Genomic DNA, 18,434 nt, shown 5'->3' with positions numbered 1-18,434 from the left:
CTTGCCCGCGAAGGAGCCGTCGAGATCGCTAAAAGCTTCGCGGGCAAGCCTCGCTCCTACAACACAGGAATTAATTATGCGCATCGGACTTGTCGGTTACGGCCATGGTGGCCGGTTTTTCCATGCTCCGCTGATCAGCAGTTTGCCGGCGGCGAAGTTCGTCGGTGTGGTCACCCGCTCGAAGGAGCGCCGACAGTTGCTGGCGGTCGAACACCCCCACGTGCCGGCCTTCGACAGCATCGGCCAACTGGTGGAAGCCGGGATCGATGTGCTGGTGGTGTCGACGCCGCTCAAGGGGCGTCCGGCACTGGTGCTCGACGGGATCGAACACGGCGTGGCGGTGGTCAGCGACAAGCCGTTCGCCGCCGATGCGCAGCAGGCGCAAACCCTGATCACCATGGCCGAGCGCCATGGCGTGCGGCTCAGCGTCTATCAGAACCGGCGCTGGGACTCGGACTTCCTCACCGTGCGCAAACTCATCGAGTCCGGCGCGCTGGGGCAGGTCAGTCGTTTTGAATCGCGGATCGAACGTTACTCGCCGCAGTCGGTGAACAACGGCAGCGGCGGCGGTTTCCTGCGCGATCTGGGCAGCCATCTGGTGGATCAGGCACTACTGCTGTTCGGCCCGGTGAAGCGGGTCTACGCCGAACTCGATTACCTGGAACCCGGCCAGGCCTTCGACGATGGCTTCTTCATGGCCCTGACCCACACCAGTGGCGTGACCTCGCACCTGAGCGGTAGCTGCCGGCAAAACACCCCCGGCCCGCGCTTCCGGGTGACCGGGACCCAGGGTTGCTACAGCGTCGACGGTCTGGACGGGCAGGAGGCATCGACGCTCGCCGGACTCACGCCCAGGTCCGAAGGCGAACGTTGGGGCGTGGAAGAGCATCGCCGCTGGGGCTGGTTCGAGCAGGGTGAGGTGCGCGAACGGGTTCCTTCCGAGCGAGGCTGTTGGAATCAGTTCTATTTACAGCTACAAACCGCGTTGCAGAGCGGTGGCCCACTGCCCGTGGACGCCCGTGATGCACTGGCGACGACCCGCGTGCTAGACGCCGCGCGGCTGGGTTTCGAACGCCAGCAAGTGGTGGAGCTGAGCCCGTTCGAGAGCCATGGAATAAAATCAGATAAAAATTCTAAAATGAGTTGATATGGAAATTATTTTCCAATAAAGTCATTTCCAGCGACCTGCCATGCGCTACGTTTCAACGCTTTTCCCGCTCGTCCGCTGACTGAAATCGTCACGCCTTATCCATAAAACCAACAAGAATGTGGAGAAAGACTTTTCATGAAGACCAGGATCCGTTTCGCCTCACTTGCCCTGTCCCTGATGTTCGCCAGCGGTGCTGCGCTCGCCGACATGAAGATCGGCGTCAGCATGTCGCAGTTCGATGACACCTGGCTGACCTACCTGCGCGAATCCATGGACCAGAAAGCCAAGTCCTACCCCGGCGGCGTCCAGTTGCAGTTCGAAGACGCTCGCAGCGACGTGGTCAAGCAACTGAGCCAGGTGGAAAGCTTCATCAGCCAGAAGGTCGACGCCATCGTGGTCAACCCGGTGGATACCGCCGCCACCAAAAAAATCACCGAGGCCGCGGTCAAGGCCGGTATCCCCCTGGTCTACGTCAACCGTCGTCCCGATGACCTGAACCTGCCCAAAGGCGTGGTGACCGTCGCCTCCAATGACCGGGAGGCCGGCGCAATGCAGATGCAGTACCTGGCCGACAAGATGGGGGGCAAGGGCGATATCGTGATTCTGCTGGGCGACCTCGCGAACAACTCCACCACCAACCGCACCCAGGGCGTCAAGGAGGTGCTGGCCAAATACCCGGACATCAAGATCGAGCAAGAGCAGACCGGCATCTGGCTGCGGGATAAAGGCATGACCCTGGTCAATGACTGGCTGACCCAGGGCCGCAAGTTCGACGCCGTGGTCTCGAACAACGACGAGATGGCCATCGGTGCCGCGATGGCCCTGCAACAGGCCGGCGTGGCCAAGGGCAGTGTGTTGATCGCCGGTGTCGACGGTACGCCGGATGGCTTGAACGCGGTGAAGAAAGGGGCGCTGGCAGCGTCGGTGTTCCAGGACGCCAAGGGCCAGGCTGACGGCTCGATCGACACCGCGGTGAAAATGGCGAAAAACGAGCCGGTCGAGTCGGCGGTGTGGGTGCCGTTTCGCCTGATCACTCCGGACAACGTCGACCAGTTCAAATAGTCCGTCCGTTCAATAACAACAATAAGCACGCAAGGGGCAAGCGCGACCTTGCTGATGGAGTACCTGATCATGTTCGCTTCAGCGACCGCTTCGAGCCCCCCGATGGTGGGTGTCCAGCCAACTGCAACACCAGTCGATGAGCCGTATCTGCTGGAGATCATCCACGTCAGCAAGGGGTTTCCCGGTGTGGTGGCCCTGTCCGATGTGCAGCTTCGGGTCCGCCCCGGTTCCGTGCTGGCGCTGATGGGCGAAAATGGCGCCGGCAAATCCACCCTGATGAAAATCATCGCCGGCATCTACCAGCCGGATGCCGGCGAACTGCGCCTGAGGGGCCAACCGGTGGTGTTCGAGACGCCACTGGCGGCGCTGCAGGCCGGGATCGCGATGATCCACCAGGAACTCAACCTGATGCCGCACATGAGCATCGCCGAGAATATCTGGATCGGCCGTGAACAACTCAATGGCCTGCACATGATCGACCACCGCGAGATGCACCGCTGCACGGCAAAACTGCTGGAGCGCCTGCGGATCAACCTCGATCCGGAAGAACAGGTCGGCAACCTGAGCATCGCCGAACGGCAGATGGTCGAGATTGCCAAGGCGGTGTCCTACGACTCGGATATCCTGATCATGGACGAACCGACCTCGGCCATCACCGACAAGGAAGTCGCCCACCTGTTTTCGATCATTGCCGACCTCAAGCGCCAGGGCAAAGGCATCATCTACATCACCCACAAGATGAACGAAGTGTTCACCATTGCCGATGAAGTGGCGGTGTTCCGTGACGGCGCCTACATAGGCCTGCAGCGGGCCGACAGCATGGACGGCGACAGCCTGATTTCGATGATGGTCGGGCGCGAATTGAGCCAGTTGTTCCCGGTGCGCGAGACGCCGATCGGCGAGCTGTTGCTGTCGGTGCGCGACCTGAAACTCGACGGCATTTTCAAGGACGTGTCCTTCGACCTGCACGCCGGGGAGATTCTCGGCATCGCCGGGTTGATGGGCTCGGGGCGGACCAATGTTGCCGAGGCGATCTTCGGCATCACCCCGAGCGACGGTGGCGAGATTCGCCTGGATGGCGAGGTGGTGCGCATTACCGATCCACACATGGCCATCGAGAAGGGCTTCGCGCTGTTGACCGAGGATCGCAAGCTCAGCGGCCTGTTCCCGTGCCTGTCGGTGCTGGAGAACATGGAAATGGCGGTGCTGCCGCACTACGCCGGCCACGGTTTCATCCAGCAAAAGGCCCTGCGTGCCCTGTGCGAAGACATGTGCAAGAAGCTGCGGGTGAAAACCCCGTCGCTCGAGCAGTGCATCGACACGCTGTCCGGCGGTAATCAGCAGAAGGCCTTGCTGGCGCGCTGGCTGATGACCAACCCACGCATCCTGATTCTCGACGAGCCGACCCGCGGCATCGATGTCGGCGCCAAGGCCGAGATCTACCGGCTCATTTCCTACCTCGCCAGCGAAGGCATGGCGGTGATCATGATTTCCTCGGAGCTGCCGGAAGTGCTGGGCATGAGCGACCGGGTGATGGTCATGCACGAGGGCGACCTGATGGGCACCCTCGACCGCAGCGAAGCGACCCAGGAACGGGTGATGCAACTGGCCTCGGGCATGTCCGTGGTTCACTAATGGATACTGGCGCTGGCCCGGCCAGCGTCGATGACGCGATAGAAGGGTGATGGGATATGAACGCGATACTGGAAAACAAGCCAGCAACGGTACCGGTCAAGAGTCGCCGGCGCTTTCCGACCGAACTGAGTATCTTCCTGGTGCTGATCGGCATCGGCCTGGTGTTCGAAGTGTTCGGCTGGATCGTGCGCGACCAGAGCTTCCTGATGAACTCCCAGCGCCTGGTGTTGATGATCCTGCAAGTGTCGATCATCGGCCTGCTGGCCATCGGCGTGACTCAGGTCATCATTACCACGGGTATTGACCTGTCCTCCGGCTCGGTGCTGGCGCTGTCGGCGATGATTGCCGCCAGCCTGGCCCAGACCTCCGACTTTACCCGAGCGGTGTTCCCCTCGCTGACCGACTTGCCGGTGTGGATTCCGGTGATAGCGGGGCTTGGAGTGGGGTTGCTGGCGGGGGCGATCAACGGCAGCATCATTGCCATCACCGGGATTCCACCGTTCATTGCCACCCTCGGCATGATGGTCTCGGCTCGCGGCCTGGCGCGTTACTACACCGAAGGCCAGCCGGTGAGCATGCTGTCGGACTCCTACACCGCCATCGGCCACGGCGCGATGCCGGTGGTGATTTTCCTGGTGGTCGCGGTGATCTTTCACATCGCCCTGCGCTACACCAAGTACGGCAAGTACACCTACGCCATCGGCGGCAACATGCAGGCGGCGCGCACCTCGGGGATCAACGTCAAGCGCCATCTGGTGATTGTCTACAGCATCGCCGGGTTGCTCGCAGGCCTGGCAGGGGTGGTGGCTTCGGCACGCGCCGCGACCGGGCAGGCCGGGATGGGCATGTCCTATGAGCTGGACGCGATTGCCGCGGCCGTGATCGGCGGCACCAGCCTGGCCGGAGGCGTGGGGCGCATCACCGGCACCGTGATCGGCGCCTTGATCCTCGGGGTGATGGCGAGCGGCTTTACCTTTGTCGGGGTGGATGCGTATATTCAAGACATCATCAAGGGATTGATCATTGTGGTGGCGGTGGTGATCGACCAATACCGCAACAAGCGTAAACTCAAGCGCTGAAACCGACGCAAGCCGCAACATGCGCCACGCCTGACCCGCGTGGCGCAGCCGTTTGTCTTCTCTATACAGCCGCTCGATGGAATTTCTTGCTATAAACGCACTCCGATAACCACCGCATAGCCTGCGATAGAACACTTTCGGGGCTTTGTCGGACGAATTCGCTGTCTTTTCAGTTGCTGAGGCCTCAAGTCGGCCTTAGACTGCCGCCCCTCGTAAATTGAGTGCCGGGTGGCGCTTGGAAAAACTGGCGCCTTTGCGATGACCGACCCGGTCCGCCGGAACGCTTCCTAATTTGCCTTAATGCACGTTTTTTTATAGAGATATCAATGACAAAGGACAAGTTGCTGGCCATGCCGGCGGATGACTACATGAATGCCGAGCAACATGCTTTTTTCTCCGAGCTGTTGCAGAACATGAAAGTCGAAACCCATGAGCGCATCGAGCAGAACCGCATCGCCATCGAGAGCCTGGACACCCCGGCCGATCCGGCTGACGCTGCTTCCGTCGAAGAAGAGCGCACCTGGCTGGTGAACGCGATCGATCGCGACCAGCGCATGCTGCCTCAGTTGGAACAGGCGCTGGAACGCATCAAGGAAGACAGCTTCGGCTGGTGCGACGACAGCGGCGAGGCCATTGGCCTCAAGCGCCTGCTGATCAGCCCGACCACCAAGTACTGCATCGAAGCTCAAGAGCGTCACGAACAGATCGACAAGCACCAGCGTCAGGCCTGATTCAGTAGCGCCCCCATCGCGGGCAAGCCCGCTCCCACAGGTTCAACACGAAGCCTGTGGGGGCGGGCTTGCCCGCGATGCTTTTTGTCGTCTGCGAAAACCCCTCGCGGAGCGTGTGATTGTTACGCGTTACGTAAAAAAGATGTACAGGCCTGTGACTGTTTGAATGCCGGAACACCCGACAGCCTGCATTGAATCAGCGGCTAGTGAACCTGGTGCATGCGCAGGTTGAGGTCGTCGACCACCCGCGCCCAATCCGCGTCTTCGCGCAATTGCTCTTTCAGGAAGCCAGCTTGCTGCGGCGTCCAGAACTCGGCATCGATGAGTTTTTTATCATCGGGCAGCGGGGAATGGCTGGCGATGAAATCGTCGATGGCGTTCTCGCTGGAATCCAGACCGAGCTGGTCGAACAAGCCTTTCAAGTCGTGTGTAGGTGATTCCATCTTCATCTCCTTGCGGGTCACGCGGATGCGAGATCTGAGGTGCGGCTTCATTGCATCTGAGGGAGCCGCGCTTCAGGAGTTCGATAGCGATGTTCGAAAGCAGGAGTGAGCATAGACTGCAAACCGCCGATCAGGCGTTCAGTGCCCCTTCATCGACGGCAACCTTCAAGGCTTTGGCGGCTTCCCGGGCTGCGACGGCGGCGACGTCGGAGGTCTTGAACCAGCGATCCTTCTCGACCTGGTGATACGTCACGGTGGTCAGCGGTGGTTTGGCGCGCATGACAATGACTGCCTGGAATTCGCCTCCCACCTCTCTGGCTTCGCCCCGGATAAAAAATTCACCGATATCAAATTCCGTCACGTAGCAGCCTTCCCTTGGAAATATTATGGTGCGTCGAACGCCGCCCGCCCTGGGGATGCGGTTCATTGGCCGGCCAGTATGGCAGTAGTTGCCTGCCGGCGGCTTGGTTAAGTCGCCGGCATGACGAAACGTCTACAGGGAAGAATGTCAGGGAGGTGTCAAATACGCGACTCGAGGGAGCGGGCGAGGGCACAGGCTTCGTTATGGTCGCCGCGGAAACCTCTTACATGGCCCGTGGAGATTTCCTTGATATGGAAGAAGGCATTGCCCGCCAGAACCACCTGGAACCGTGGTGCGACAAGGTCCGGCGGGGGAAAGTCATGGGGCTGGAACACCGGCGGGTGCCGGGGCGCCAGACCGCTGGTGCAGGATGTCTTAGGTTGAGCGAAGTGAGTCAGTGTGCACATGGGAAGTCCTTTTCGTTGTTTTGCCGACGCGTGTACTTCGTTTTGGCTAGTCTCGGTGAGCATCGCTGCTCTAGAATCACCACCACTGGTTGGCGATTGATGTTTATCTAAAGCAATTTTTTGCTGGCGATATGTCAGAAAAGTGCTTTTTTTTTAGCGTTTTTTCCTTAAAGTTGGTAATCCGTTTTTTCTGGCCGTCAGCAGGGCGTTTTCCTTCAACCTCTGACGAACGCCAGGCAAGACGACGCGAGTGACATTCTAGTAGTCTTTTCACGCCTCGCGGCGGATGGGCGCTCTGCCCGTCCTCAGGATTTCAACCGGGTCATTTGGCTAAACCCTCGGCATTGCCGCTTTTTTCCGCTGCGCGCTTTTTCCGCGTGCGGCATCATTTTCAGATGTGGGGATGTTTCCTTGGCAGTAAGTAATCTCGATATGCATGCGCTGTTCGTGTTGGGTGATTTGCGCGCAAAGCTGGTCAAACAGTTTCAGTCACGTTTCGTTTACATCACCGAACAGAATGCTGAAGGCATTTATATTGCCGAAATCGATACCGAGTCAGCGCTGGTGGTGGACGACAAGCCAGGACTCAAGCTCAAGGTCGGCGATCATTTCAGCGCCTCCGTCCTGCCCAGTCGCGAAGGTGGCAAGCTGGACATCAAGTTCCGCGAAATCAAGCTGACGGTTTACGGGCTGGGGGATTACGCGTTCGTGACCACCCCTGACGGCCATGCAATCCTGTTCAAGGAAGGTCATAGCGTGGTGATGGTGTTCGCTGCCCACCAACAGTTGCAGGAGGGCCTGACCAAAACCCTCAAGGCCGTTACCGCCAAGGCTGCCAAGTGGCGCAAGGGTGAACTGGTGACCTTCAAGGCCAGCGAGTAACGCCCCTCGAAAGCAGGAACCTCTACTACAGTCAGTTGACTGAGTATTCAGAGGCTTTGCGGTCTTGCGCCAGGCCATCCTGCCATTGCTGTGAACAGCACGAGGTGTAAAACCATGAACGGATTTCGACGGCTGCTGGCCGCTACCCTGGCCACGTTCGGTTTGTTGGCGTCACCCGTTCCGGTGTTCGCTGCCCAGGCGCCGATCCACTTTGCCGACCTGAACTGGGAAAGCGGCAGCCTGATCACCGACATCCTGCGGATCATCGTCGAGAAGGGCTACGGTTTGCCGACCGATACCTTGCCGGGGACGACCATCACCCTGGAAACCGCCCTGGCCAACAATGATATTCAGGTCATTGGCGAGGAATGGGCCGGTCGCAGTCCGGTGTGGGTCAAGGCCGAGGCCGAAGGCAAAGTGGTGAGCCTGGGCGACACGGTCAAGGGCGCGACCGAAGGCTGGTGGGTGCCGGAGTATGTGATCAAGGGCGACCCGGCCAAGGGCATCAAGCCGCTGGCGCCGGACCTGCGCAGTGTCAGCGACCTGCCCAGATACAAGGGCGTGTTCAGCGACCCGGAAACCCCGGGCAAGGGACGTTTTCTCAACAGCCCGATCGGCTGGACCTCGGAAGTGGTCAACAAGCAGAAGCTCAAGGCGTACGGCCTGGACGACAGCTATGTGAATTTCCGCAGCGGTTCAGGGGCGGCACTGGACGCGGAGATCAGTTCGTCGATACGCCGCGGCAAGCCGGTGCTGTTCTATTACTGGTCGCCGACACCCTTGCTTGGCCGCTTCAAGCTGATTCAGCTGCAAGAACCACCGTTCGATGCGCAAGCCTGGAAAACCCTGACCGACGCCGATCATCCGGATCCGAAACCGACCCGCTCGCTGGCTTCGAAGCTGTCCATCGGTGTGTCCACGCCATTCCAGAAACAGTATCCGCAGATTGCCGAGTTTTTCAGCAAGGTCGATTTTCCGATCGAGCCATTGAACAAGGCGCTGGCCGAGATGAGCGAAAAACACACGCCGCCACGGCAGGCGGCGGAGGCGTTCATGAAGGCGCACCCGGATGTGTGGCGGGCTTGGGTGCCCACGGATGTGGCGGATAAGGTGGCTGCAGAGTTGAAATGATGTGGTGAGGCTGATGCCGTCTTCGTCGGAACGCCGCCCGGAGCAAGCTTTTGCCTTTGCTTTCAGAATCGGGTCTGCACCGCCAACTCAAAGGTCCGCGGTGTCCCCAGGTAATACGCCGGCGACACATGGACAAACTCGGCATACACCTCGTTGGTCAGGTTGCGCACCCGGCCGGTGACGGTGGTGTGCCGGTCGACCTTATAGCTGAGGAAGGTGCCAAACAGCGTGTACGACGGCACAGTCAGGGTATTGGCGCTGTCGGCAAACACCGACGCCACGTACCGCGCATCGACGCCGCTTTGCCATTGCGGCGCGAAGTCATAGGTCAACCACAGATTGCCGACCCGGTCCGGCACATTGGTCGGTGTGTTGCCTGTGCGTGACACCACCACGCCCGCGGCGTTCTTCTCGGTGAATTCGTCGTATTGGGCGTCGACCCAGGTAAAGTTGCCCTCGGCCAGCAGCTTGTCGGTGATCCGCAACGAACTGGCCAACTCGATGCCCCTGGATGTCTGCTGCCCCACTGGAATGCTGAGGGTCGGGTCCAGCGGATCGGTGACCGCGAAGTCCTTGCGTTCGATCCTATACGCCGCCACTGTCGCCGACCCACGCCCGTCCAGGTAATCGAACTTGCTGCCGACTTCCCATTGCTTGCCGGTGGAGACGTCGAAATCCTGCGTGCCATTGGGCTGTTCGGCGGCGGTGCTGTATTGCACATAGACATTGGCGCTGGGAATGAACTGATAGGTCAGACCAACTCGACCAGTTACCGGCTCCCAGCTGCGTTTTACATGCCGGGGGTTGCTGGTGGTCACTTGCCGGTGATTGGTCACGTCCAGGTCGATGTCGTCGTAACGCAGTCCGGTCAGCAACGCCAGCTTGTCAGTCAGCGCAAGGCGGTTTTCGACGAACAAGGCCTTGGTCGTGACTTCGTTGCTCTTGTCGCTGACAAACCCCGGCCGGGTGCCCGGGATGTCATAGAAATGCCCCGGCTCAAAATGGTTCGGATCGACAGTGCTTGCACCTTTGACGTTCAGCGGCGAGTTGGTGGTCTGGTTGACCTTGTACTCGAAACCGCCGGACCAGGTGGTCTCCAGGCCGAACAGGTGGTTGTCGTGGCGCAATTGGAACTGGTTGCCGTTCTGCTCGCCCTGGTGCCGCACCTGATACGCAGTGGAGCGGTTCACCGCGCTGTTGTCGGCGTTGTACTGGTAGGTTTCCAGGTTGCGGTAGTCGCGCTGGCTGTCGAGGTGATAGAGGGTATTGCGCAGGCTGGTGCTGTCGTTGATCCGGTAGTCGATGATCGAGCGGACCCAGATCGTCCGTTGTTCATAGCGGCCATCCTCGACGTTGTAGTTGTTGAAGCGGTTGTGCCTGTCGATTTTCAGTTCGCCGGCCTTGGGATTGAGTACCGGTGTGCCCCAATAAGGACTGTCTTCGTGCTCGTCCTGATATTCCAGGGCCAGGGTGTGGGACAGGTTCGGTGTCAGGTCGCTGAGCAAGGAGAACGCCACGCTCCACGCATCGCGTTCCTGGCGGTCGATGTAACCGTTGCCGGCGTTGTGGCTGACGTCGACGCGGGCATAGTGCTGCACGTCCGAACGGGCATCGCTCAGGGCATGGTTGAGGCCGAACGCGGTCTCGGTGGTGTCATAAGTGCCGTAGCTGACCCGACCTTCGACGGCTTGCTCTTCACGGGTGGCCAGTTTGGTCACGTAATTCAGCGAGCCGCCCACGGAGCCGGCCCCATTGATCAATGACGACGGGCCGCCGACCAGTTCCACCCGGTCATAGATCCAGGCATCCACCGGCCGGGCAAGGCCGCCTGAGACGTTGATGCCATTGAACATCTGGGTGATCTGGCTGCTGGTGAACCCTCGATACGAGACGAATCCACCGAAGCCCGGCGGCGCACTGGCATTGACGCCGGGCAAGGTGTTGGCGGCGTCCTGGAAATTCTGCGCACCGTGACGCTCGATGTCGTTGCGGTTGGCGATCGCCACCGAAGCCGGGGTGTCACGCAGGCTCAGGCCCAGGCGCGAGGCCATGCCGCTGGATTGATCGAGGCTCAGGCCCGGCTCAGGGGTGGTTTCACCCTCAATAGTGACGGGCGCGAGGTCGAGCGTGTGTTGCGCCCAGGCATTGACGGACAGGCAGCCGAACAGGCTTGCCAGCAAAGGGATGGTTTTCATCGATGAATCCTGAATGCTTGGCTAAGAGTCAGCGCACAGGCGAACGCCACGCGTTGGCGCAGTGGGCTGATCGGAAAAGGCAAGGAAACTCAGGCGAAAGGCGGGGCGCGAGGGTTGGCCGAAGGCCAGGTGAAGCGGGCAGGGAGGTCGGCACTGGCGATGACGGCCAATGGCGGGCTGTGTTGCTCGGGGAGAATCGCCAGGGTCAGGCTGGAGTTGAGCGCCGGCCCCATGCCGCCCGTAGAGCACAGCGGACAGCCGAAGGCCTTGGACAGGGTCGGCAGTTTGTCTTCGGAAGGGTTCGACGATGCCGGGGCCTGGGTGGCCGGGTCGACCGTACAGAACTGGCCGCCGATGCCGTTGAGCTGCTCCCCGACCATTTGCCCGTGACCGATGCTGCAGGCGAACACATTGAACAGGACGCAGCAATAGAGCATCCAGGCAATGAGCGAGCGATCGGTGCGGGGGATTTTCATGGAGCGGCACTTTACCACCGTCGATCACCAACGCTTACAAAATCGTTCAGGGAAGTTCATCCTGCTGCGACATTTCACGCCGGACGTCTGAACATGAGCCTGATTATTGCGCAAGGGATGGCTGCCATCTTCCTGTTGATCAGCCTGATCCACCTGTACTGGGCGGCGGGGGGCAAGATCGGTAGCGAGGTCGCAGTACCGCGCGTGCCCGGCGAGAGCGGTGCAGCGTCCAGGCCGGCGTTCAAGCCTTCGGGCTTTGCCACGCTGCTGGTGGCGGTCGGCTTGCTGCTGATCGCGATGCTGGTGTGCCTGCGGGTCGGCCTGTATCTGCCCCTGGTGCATCACGGGTGGCTGCAATGGGTGATCAGCGCCATCGCGATACTGATGTTCGCCCGGGCGATCGGCGATTCGAATCTGGTGGGGTTCTTCAAGCAGGTCAAGGATTCGCGGTTTGCCCGGCTCGATACCTGGGCCTATTCGCCGTTGTGTGTGGTGTTGGGGGCGGGGTTGTTGGCGGTTGCCTGGATCTGAGTTGCCCCGACTGGCGCCTTCGCGAGCAAGCCCGCTCCCACACTTAATCTTCAGTGAACATGGATTTTGTGTACGACGAAGATCAAATGTGGGAGCGGGCTTGCCCGCGAAGAGGCGCTGTCTATCAACACAATTCTTTAAACCTGACTCCCGCTTTCCGTACGCCGACTACTCACCTCCGCCGGCACATCATCCCCCGCCATGCGCTTGCGGAACAACGCCGCCCGCGCCAGCAGCAAGGTGGTCACCGGCACCGTGATCGCCAGCAGAATCGGAATCAGCCAGGCATGCAGCACCGGCCCTGACTTGAGCGCGGAAAAATAAATGATCGAGGCCAATGCCGCGCACCACGCGCCGAGTGTCGAGGCCAGGGCCGGCGGGTGCATGCGCTGGAAATAATCCTTCATCCGCAGCAGCCCGACGGCACCGATCAGCGCAAACAGGCTGCCGAGCACCAGCAGGATCGCCACCGGAATCTCCACCCACAGCGACAGTTGCATAGTCATTCGATCACCTCGCCACGCAGCAGGAATTTGGCCAGGGCAAACGAGCCGACGAAGCCGAACAGGGCGATCAGCAACGCCGCCTCGAAGTAGGTGTCACTGGCATAACGAATGCCCAGGGTCAGCATCATCAGCATGGCGACGATGTATAGGTAATCCAGGGCCAGGACCCGGTCCTGGGCCGACGGGCCCTTGAACAGCCGGATCAGGGTCAGCACCATCGCCAGGGAAAAGATGAACAGGCTCAGCAGGATCGCGTTCGACAGCAACGGGCTCATTCGAAGATCTCCATCAAGGGGCGCTCGTAGGTCGCCTTGAAGTGCTGGATGAACAGCGCTTCGTCATTCAGGTCGAACACGTGCAGCAACAGGATGCTGCGATCCAGCGCCAGCTCCGACCAGACGGTGCCGGGGACCACGGTGCAGATCATCGCCAGCGCCGCCAGGCCGTTGGCATCGCGCAGGTCCAGTGGCACCTTGATGAAGCGTGAGCGCGGTGGGCGGCGCCCGGCGTTGAGCACGCCCCAGGCCACGACGAGGTTGGACACCAGCACATCGCGCCCGAGCAGCAGGAACAAGCGCAGGATGACGCCGGGACGACGAATGCGGATCGGCAGCGGACGCAGTTTGCGCATCATCAACGGCGCACAGAACCCCAGCACCGCGCCCAACAACAGATTGCCGGGACTCATCGACTGGTTCAGCACCAACCACAATAACCCCAGTGCCAGGGACAACCACGGCGCGGGAAACAGACGCTTCATGGTTGCACCTCGGCAAGCGCGGCTTTGGCTTCGGGACCTGGAATCGCGCGGGTACCGAGCACCGCCATCACGTATTGCTGCGGGTTGTTCAGGGCGTCAGCGGCGGCCTGGGTGTAGCGCAGCAGCGGCTCGGCCTTGAACGTGAGCGCGATGCTCAAACCCAGCAGCGCGATGATCGGCACGCATTCGAAACGACGCAGCAAAGGCGATGGCCGTTCTTCAGGGGTCCAGAAACGCTGGATCCCCAGGCGCGAGAAGGCAATCAACGATGCCAGTCCGGAAACGATCAGCAGCGCCAGCAATCCCCACGCCGCGTTCGACACCGGCACATCGCCGGAATGACCCAGGCCCAGCGGGTTGAGCAGGGCACTGAGCAAGCCGAGTTTGCCGATGAAGCCGGAGAGCGGCGGCATGCCGATGATCAGCAGCGAGCAGGCGATGAAACTCAAGCCCAGGAAGGCCATGGTCCAGGGAATCACCTGGCCGACCACGGCTTTCTGTTCGTCGTCGAGGTTGATGCCTTTGGGCGGCTGCAGGGATTCCAGCGGCCTCGGCAGCAGGTCGCCGTCATCGAACAGCGGCATTTCATTGGCTGAACGCGAACGCTCGATCAACTCGGCCAGCAGGAACAGTGCGCTCAAGGCCAGGGTCGAGCTGACCAGGTAGAACAGTGCCGCGCCGATCAGGTTGGGTTGGGCGAAACCGATGGCCGCCAGCAGGATCCCCGCCGACACCAGGATGCTCAGGCTGGCCAGGCGCTCCAGGCGTTGTGCGGCGAGGATCGCTACCGCCGCACAGACGATGGTCGCCATGCCGCCGTAGATCAGCCAGTCGCCGCCAAAATACGCCGACGCGCCGGCCTGGCCGGAGAACAATAGGGTCCACAGGCGCAGCAGGGTGTACACGCCGACCTTGGTCATGATCGCGAACATCGCCGCCACCGGGGCGCTGGCGGCGCAATAGGCCGGGACCAGCCAGAAGTTCAGCGGCCACATCCCGGCCTTGGCCAGGAACGCCACGGCGAGAATCGCCGCGCCGGCGTGCAGCAGGCCGCGATCGGCTTCAGGCACCAGGGGGATTTTCAGCGCCAGGTCGGCCATGTTCAGGGTGCCGGTGACGCCGTAGATCAGCGCCGCGCCAATCAGGAACAGCGACGAGGCCAGCAGGTTGATCGAGATGTAATGCAGCCCCGCCGACACCCGCGAACGGCCCGAACCGTGGAGCATCAGGCCGTAAGAGGCGGCCAGCAGCACTTCGAAGAACACGAACAGGTTGAACAGGTCCGCCGTCAGGAACGCGCCATACAGGCCCATCATCTGGATCTGGAACAGCGCGTGGAAACTCGAACCGGCGCCATCCCAGCGGGCCATGGCGAACAGCAGGGCGCTGACGCCGATGATCCCGGTCAGCACCAGCATCAGCGCCGACAGGCGATCGACCACCAGCACGATGCCGAACGGCGCTTGCCAGTTGCCCGGCAGGTACACGCCGATGGAGCCGGGCACGCCGGTGTCCTGGGTCCATTGCAGCAACAGCACGGCGATGCCCAGACCCACCAGGCTGGAAAGCAGGTTGATTTTGGCCTTCAGCGGCCGGTGTTTCTCGCCCAGCATCAGCATCACGGCGGCGGTCAGCAGCGGCAGCAGAATCGGTGCGGCGATCAGGTGCGGCATCAGGTTCATTCTTTAGGCTCCCGGCCATCCACATGGTCGGTGCCGGTCAGGCCTCGGGACGCAAGCAACACCACCAGGAACAGCGCGGTCATGGCGAAACTGATGACGATCGCCGTCAGCACCAGCGCTTGCGGCAGCGGGTCGGTGTAATGCAGCAAATCCTGGGGCACGCCGTCCTTGATGATCGGCTCCTTGCCGATGAACAGGCTGCCCATGCTGAAGATGAACAGGTTGACGCCGTAGGACAGCAGGCACAGGCCCATGACCACCTGGAACGTGCGCGGGCGCAGGATCAGCCAGACGCCGGACGCGGCCAGTACGCCGATGGCGATTGCGATGACTTCTTCCATCAGACGGCCCCTTGGGTGGCGACGGCTCTGGGCAGGGCCGCAGTCTTGTGACCCCGTACCGATTGGTGGGCGAGGGCGGTGAGGATCAACAGGGTCGAACCGACCACCACCGAGTACACGCCGACGTCGAAGAACAGGGCGCTGGCGATGTGAATATCACCCAGCACCGGCAGTTCGAAGTGCCAGGTGTGGGTGGTCAGGAACGGATAACCGACCGCCATCGCACCCAGGCCGGTGAGCGTGGCGAACAGCAGGCCGGTGCCCATCCAGCGCAGCGGACGCAGGCTCATCTGCGCCTCGACCCACTGGGTGCCGGCGACCATGTATTGCAGGATGAACGCCACCGACATCACCAGCCCCGCGACAAACCCGCCACCCGGCTGATTGTGGCCGCGCATGAACAGGTAGACCGACACCACGAAGGCAATCGGCAACAGCAGGCGCACCAGTACTGCCGGCACCATCATGAAGCCGAGCGCGGTGTCGCTGGCGTGACGCGGGTTGACCAGATCGGTGACCACGTCGGGCGCCAGCAGGCGCTGCTGGGCCGGCAATTGCAGGCTTTCCTTCGGCGGGCGGAAGCGTCGCAGCAGGGCGAACACGGTCAGCGCCACGGCCGCCAGCACCGTGATTTCGCCAAGGGTGTCGAAGCCACGGAAGTCCACCAGCATCACGTTGACCACGTTGCTGCCGCCGCCTTCGGGCAGGGCGCGACTGAGGTAGAACGAAGAAATGTCGTTCGGGGTCTGGCGCGTCAGCATGGCGTAGGACAGCAGCGCCATGCCGCCACCGACGGCGATCGACAGCAGCAAGTCGCGCAAACGGCGAATGCGTGCCTTGCGCAGCGTGCTCGGCAGCGGCGAGACCTCTTCGATCCGCCGCGGCAACCAGCGCAGGCCCAGCAGGATCAGCACGGTGGTCACCACTTCGACCACCAGTTGCGTCAGGGCCAGGTCTGGCGCCGAGAACCAGACGAAGGTAATGCACGTCATCAGGCCGCAGACGCTGACCATGGTCAGGGCGGCGAGCCGGTGATACTTGGCCTGCCAGGCCGCGCCGAGGGCGCAGGCAATCGCCAGCAGCCACAAGGTCACGAACACGATCGAACCCGCAATCTTCGGGCGGTCGCCCCAGCTCAAGCTGCTGTGCAACATCGGGATCAACCCGGCCAGTACGGCGGCGAGCACGACCAGGAACAGCTGGGTCTGCAGGCGTTTGGTGCTGATCCGCCGCTCCAGGCGCCGGGCCAGGCGCATCATGACCACCAGGCTGCGCTCGAACAGGCGCTTGCCATTGAACCGGCCGATCAGCGGCGGGTACTTGAAGCGCCCGCGCTTGAGCTGGTTGCGCAGCAGCAGGTAGAGCACGATGCCGCCGGACATGGCGACCAGGCTCATGATCATCGGCGCGTTCCAGCCGTGCCAGATCGCCAGGCTGTATTGCGGCAAGACGCCGCCCACGACGGGCTGCGCCGCGGCGGCCAGCAGCGGGCCGACCACCTGCGCCGGGAAAATCCCCACGATCAGGCAGGCGAACACCAGCAACTCCACCGGCGCGCGCATCCAGCGTGGCGGTTCATGCGGGGTGTGCGGCAGGTCGGTGGCGGTCGGGCCGAAGAACACATCGACCGTGAAGCGCAGGGAGTAGGCGACGCTGAACGTGCCGGCGATGGTTGCGACGATCGGCAGGGTCAACTCGATCCAGGCCGTCGCGTTGATGAACACGGTTTCGGCGAAGAACATCTCTTTGGAGAGGAAGCCGTTGAGCAGCGGCACCCCGGCCATCGAGGCACTGGCGACCATGGCCAGGGTGGCGGTGAACGGAATCAGCTTGATCAGGCCGCTGAGCTTGCGAATGTCGCGGGTGCCGCTTTCGTGGTCGATGATCCCCGCGGCCATGAACAGCGAGGCCTTGAACGTGGCATGGTTGAAAATATGGAACACCGCGGCGACAGCGGCCAGCGGACTGTTCAGCCCCAGCAGCAGGGTAATCAGGCCCAGGTGGCTGATGGTCGAATAGGCCAGCAGGCCCTTGAGGTCATTCTGGAACATCGCGCAGTACGCACCGAGCAACAGGGTGCAGGCGCCGGCGCCGCTGACGATGTAGAACCATTCTTCGCTGCCGGACAGCGACGGCCACAGCCGTGCGAGCAGAAATACCCCGGCCTTGACCATGGTCGCCGAGTGCAGATAGGCCGAGACCGGTGTCGGCGCCGCCATGGCGTGGGGCAGCCAGAAGTGGAAGGGGAATTGCGCGCTTTTGCTCAGGGCGCCGATCAGGATCAGGGGCAGCAGGATAGGGTAGAGGGCATGTGCGCGAATCAGCTCGCCGGCGGCCAGGACCTGGTCCAGGTCATAGCTGCCGACCACATGGCCCAGCAGCATGACCCCCGCCAGCAGGCACAAACCGCCGGCACCGGTGACCATCAGCGCCATGTAGGCGCCGCGCCGTGCATCGGCGCGGTGGTGCCAGTAGCCGATCAACAGGAACGAGAAGAGGCTGGTCAGCTCCCAGAAAAACACGATCTGGATCAGGTTGCCGGAGATTACCAGGCCGAGCATGGCGCCCATGAACGCCAGGAAAAACGCGAAGAAGCGTGGCACCGGATCGTCCGGCGACATGTAATAGCGGGCGTACAGTGAAACCAGGGTGCCGATGCCCAGCACCAGCATCGAGAACAGCCAGGCGAAACCGTCCATGCGCAGCACGAAGTTCAGGCCCAGGCTCGGTAGCCAGAAAAATTCTTCGCGAATCACACCGCCATTGGCGATTTGTGGAAATAGCAGGGCCACCTGAATGGTGCCGATCAGGGCAACCAGGCCAGCCAGCAAGGATTCGGCGTTACGCGCGTTGTGTGGCAACAGGGCTGCCAGACAGCTGCCGACAAAGGGCAGAAGCAGTAGAACTATCAGGGACATAGGCTTCTAATCTGCGGAAGTTTGTGAAGCATCATACGTGCCAGTCCCCGGATCACCAAACGCCAAGCTGTCGCAGAATCCTACAAGGTAGATGGAAAAAGCATGATTCACATTGTTTCGAAGGGCTGTGTTGAGCAGGTCTGG

At 61.6% G+C, this 18,434-nt stretch carries 19 protein-coding genes; 8 read left to right on the top strand and 11 right to left on the bottom strand.

Going from position 1 to position 18,434, the window contains the following annotated elements:
- Positions 1–76: 76 nt before the first annotated feature.
- The 5 genes from F8N80_RS01900 to F8N80_RS01880 all read left to right on the top strand — a co-directional run bounded on the left by F8N80_RS01900 (position 77) and on the right by F8N80_RS01880 (position 5,657).
- Positions 77–1,147, top strand: coding sequence for a Gfo/Idh/MocA family protein (locus F8N80_RS01900; RefSeq protein ID WP_150783097.1), 1,071 nt, complete (start codon positions 77–79; stop codon positions 1,145–1,147).
- A gap of 138 nt (positions 1,148–1,285) precedes the next feature.
- A complete protein-coding gene (locus tag F8N80_RS01895) occupies positions 1,286–2,212 on the top strand; it encodes a sugar ABC transporter substrate-binding protein (protein ID WP_150745194.1) in 927 nt (308 codons plus the stop codon).
- Positions 2,213–2,281: 69 nt separating this feature from the next.
- Entirely contained in the window at positions 2,282–3,847 is a 1,566-nt protein-coding gene (locus F8N80_RS01890) for a sugar ABC transporter ATP-binding protein (RefSeq protein ID WP_150783096.1), read from the top strand.
- A gap of 56 nt (positions 3,848–3,903) precedes the next feature.
- Positions 3,904–4,926, top strand: coding sequence for an ABC transporter permease (locus F8N80_RS01885; protein ID WP_150745192.1), 1,023 nt, complete (start codon positions 3,904–3,906; stop codon positions 4,924–4,926).
- Positions 4,927–5,252: 326 nt separating this feature from the next.
- On the top strand, positions 5,253–5,657 hold the full coding sequence (locus tag F8N80_RS01880) for a TraR/DksA family transcriptional regulator (RefSeq protein WP_007907888.1): 405 nt from the start codon (positions 5,253–5,255) through the stop codon (positions 5,655–5,657).
- A 203-nt stretch (positions 5,658–5,860) separates the two neighbouring features.
- Here the strand turns inward: F8N80_RS01880 and F8N80_RS01875 are convergent, their stop codons facing one another.
- The 3 genes from F8N80_RS01875 to F8N80_RS01865 form a co-directional block, all read right to left on the bottom strand.
- Positions 5,861–6,100 (bottom strand): DUF2789 domain-containing protein, encoded by a 240-nt coding sequence (locus tag F8N80_RS01875; RefSeq protein ID WP_150745191.1) that lies wholly within the window; start codon positions 6,098–6,100, stop codon positions 5,861–5,863.
- 130 nt (positions 6,101–6,230) lie between these two features.
- Positions 6,231–6,461: a hypothetical protein gene (locus F8N80_RS01870; protein ID WP_150745190.1), complete on the bottom strand. Its 231-nt coding sequence runs from the start codon at positions 6,459–6,461 to the stop codon at positions 6,231–6,233.
- Positions 6,462–6,619: 158 nt separating this feature from the next.
- Positions 6,620–6,868, bottom strand: coding sequence for a hypothetical protein (locus F8N80_RS01865; RefSeq protein ID WP_150745189.1), 249 nt, complete (start codon positions 6,866–6,868; stop codon positions 6,620–6,622).
- A 411-nt stretch (positions 6,869–7,279) separates the two neighbouring features.
- On the opposite strand from F8N80_RS01865, the gene F8N80_RS01860 reads away from it, so the two are divergent.
- Positions 7,280–7,750, top strand: a complete 471-nt coding sequence (locus F8N80_RS01860; RefSeq protein ID WP_150745188.1) for a hypothetical protein — start codon at positions 7,280–7,282, stop codon at positions 7,748–7,750.
- Positions 7,751–7,864: 114 nt separating this feature from the next.
- Entirely contained in the window at positions 7,865–8,881 is a 1,017-nt protein-coding gene (locus tag F8N80_RS01855; protein WP_150783095.1) for an ABC transporter substrate-binding protein, read from the top strand.
- Between the two features lie 62 nt (positions 8,882–8,943).
- Here F8N80_RS01855 and F8N80_RS01850 read toward each other — a convergent pair whose 3' ends face one another.
- On the bottom strand, positions 8,944–11,076 hold the full coding sequence (locus tag F8N80_RS01850) for a TonB-dependent receptor (protein WP_150783094.1): 2,133 nt from the start codon (positions 11,074–11,076) through the stop codon (positions 8,944–8,946).
- 89 nt (positions 11,077–11,165) lie between these two features.
- Positions 11,166–11,552 (bottom strand): DUF2946 domain-containing protein, encoded by a 387-nt coding sequence (locus tag F8N80_RS01845; RefSeq protein WP_150745185.1) that lies wholly within the window; start codon positions 11,550–11,552, stop codon positions 11,166–11,168.
- Between the two features lie 93 nt (positions 11,553–11,645).
- On the opposite strand from F8N80_RS01845, the gene F8N80_RS01840 reads away from it, so the two are divergent.
- Positions 11,646–12,083, top strand: a complete 438-nt coding sequence (locus F8N80_RS01840; RefSeq protein ID WP_150745184.1) for a DUF3995 domain-containing protein — start codon at positions 11,646–11,648, stop codon at positions 12,081–12,083.
- Positions 12,084–12,220: 137 nt separating this feature from the next.
- Here the strand turns inward: F8N80_RS01840 and F8N80_RS01835 are convergent, their stop codons facing one another.
- From F8N80_RS01835 to F8N80_RS01810, 6 genes are read right to left on the bottom strand one after another with little or no spacing between them, the layout of a single operon-like run.
- A complete protein-coding gene (locus F8N80_RS01835) occupies positions 12,221–12,589 on the bottom strand; it encodes a Na+/H+ antiporter subunit G (RefSeq protein WP_150745183.1) in 369 nt (122 codons plus the stop codon).
- Complete coding sequence (locus F8N80_RS01830) at positions 12,586–12,864, bottom strand: K+/H+ antiporter subunit F (RefSeq protein ID WP_045060409.1); 279 nt, start codon at positions 12,862–12,864, stop codon at positions 12,586–12,588. Before F8N80_RS01830 ends, F8N80_RS01835 begins: the two co-directional genes overlap by 4 nt.
- Entirely contained in the window at positions 12,861–13,349 is a 489-nt protein-coding gene (locus tag F8N80_RS01825) for a Na+/H+ antiporter subunit E (protein WP_150783093.1), read from the bottom strand. The genes F8N80_RS01830 and F8N80_RS01825 overlap by 4 nt, the downstream gene beginning before the upstream one ends.
- Positions 13,346–15,031 carry a monovalent cation/H+ antiporter subunit D gene (locus F8N80_RS01820; protein WP_150783092.1) on the bottom strand — a complete coding sequence of 562 codons (1,686 nt, stop codon included), beginning with the start codon at positions 15,029–15,031 and terminating at the stop codon, positions 13,346–13,348. The genes F8N80_RS01825 and F8N80_RS01820 overlap by 4 nt, the downstream gene beginning before the upstream one ends.
- Complete coding sequence (locus F8N80_RS01815; RefSeq protein WP_007986256.1) at positions 15,028–15,372, bottom strand: Na+/H+ antiporter subunit C; 345 nt, start codon at positions 15,370–15,372, stop codon at positions 15,028–15,030. Before F8N80_RS01815 ends, F8N80_RS01820 begins: the two co-directional genes overlap by 4 nt.
- The gene (locus F8N80_RS01810; protein ID WP_150745180.1) at positions 15,372–18,290 is read right to left on the bottom strand and encodes a monovalent cation/H+ antiporter subunit A; all 2,919 of its coding nucleotides are present in this window, start codon (positions 18,288–18,290) and stop codon (positions 15,372–15,374) included. The genes F8N80_RS01815 and F8N80_RS01810 overlap by 1 nt, the downstream gene beginning before the upstream one ends.
- Positions 18,291–18,434: the final 144 nt, after the last annotated feature.

It is taken from the genome of Pseudomonas fluorescens, from assembly GCF_902497995.1.
GTDB classification, from domain to species: domain Bacteria; phylum Pseudomonadota; class Gammaproteobacteria; order Pseudomonadales; family Pseudomonadaceae; genus Aquipseudomonas; species Aquipseudomonas fluorescens_BK.
Note: the sequence above shows the minus strand (reverse complement) of the source record. Positions and strands in the feature narration are given on the sequence as shown.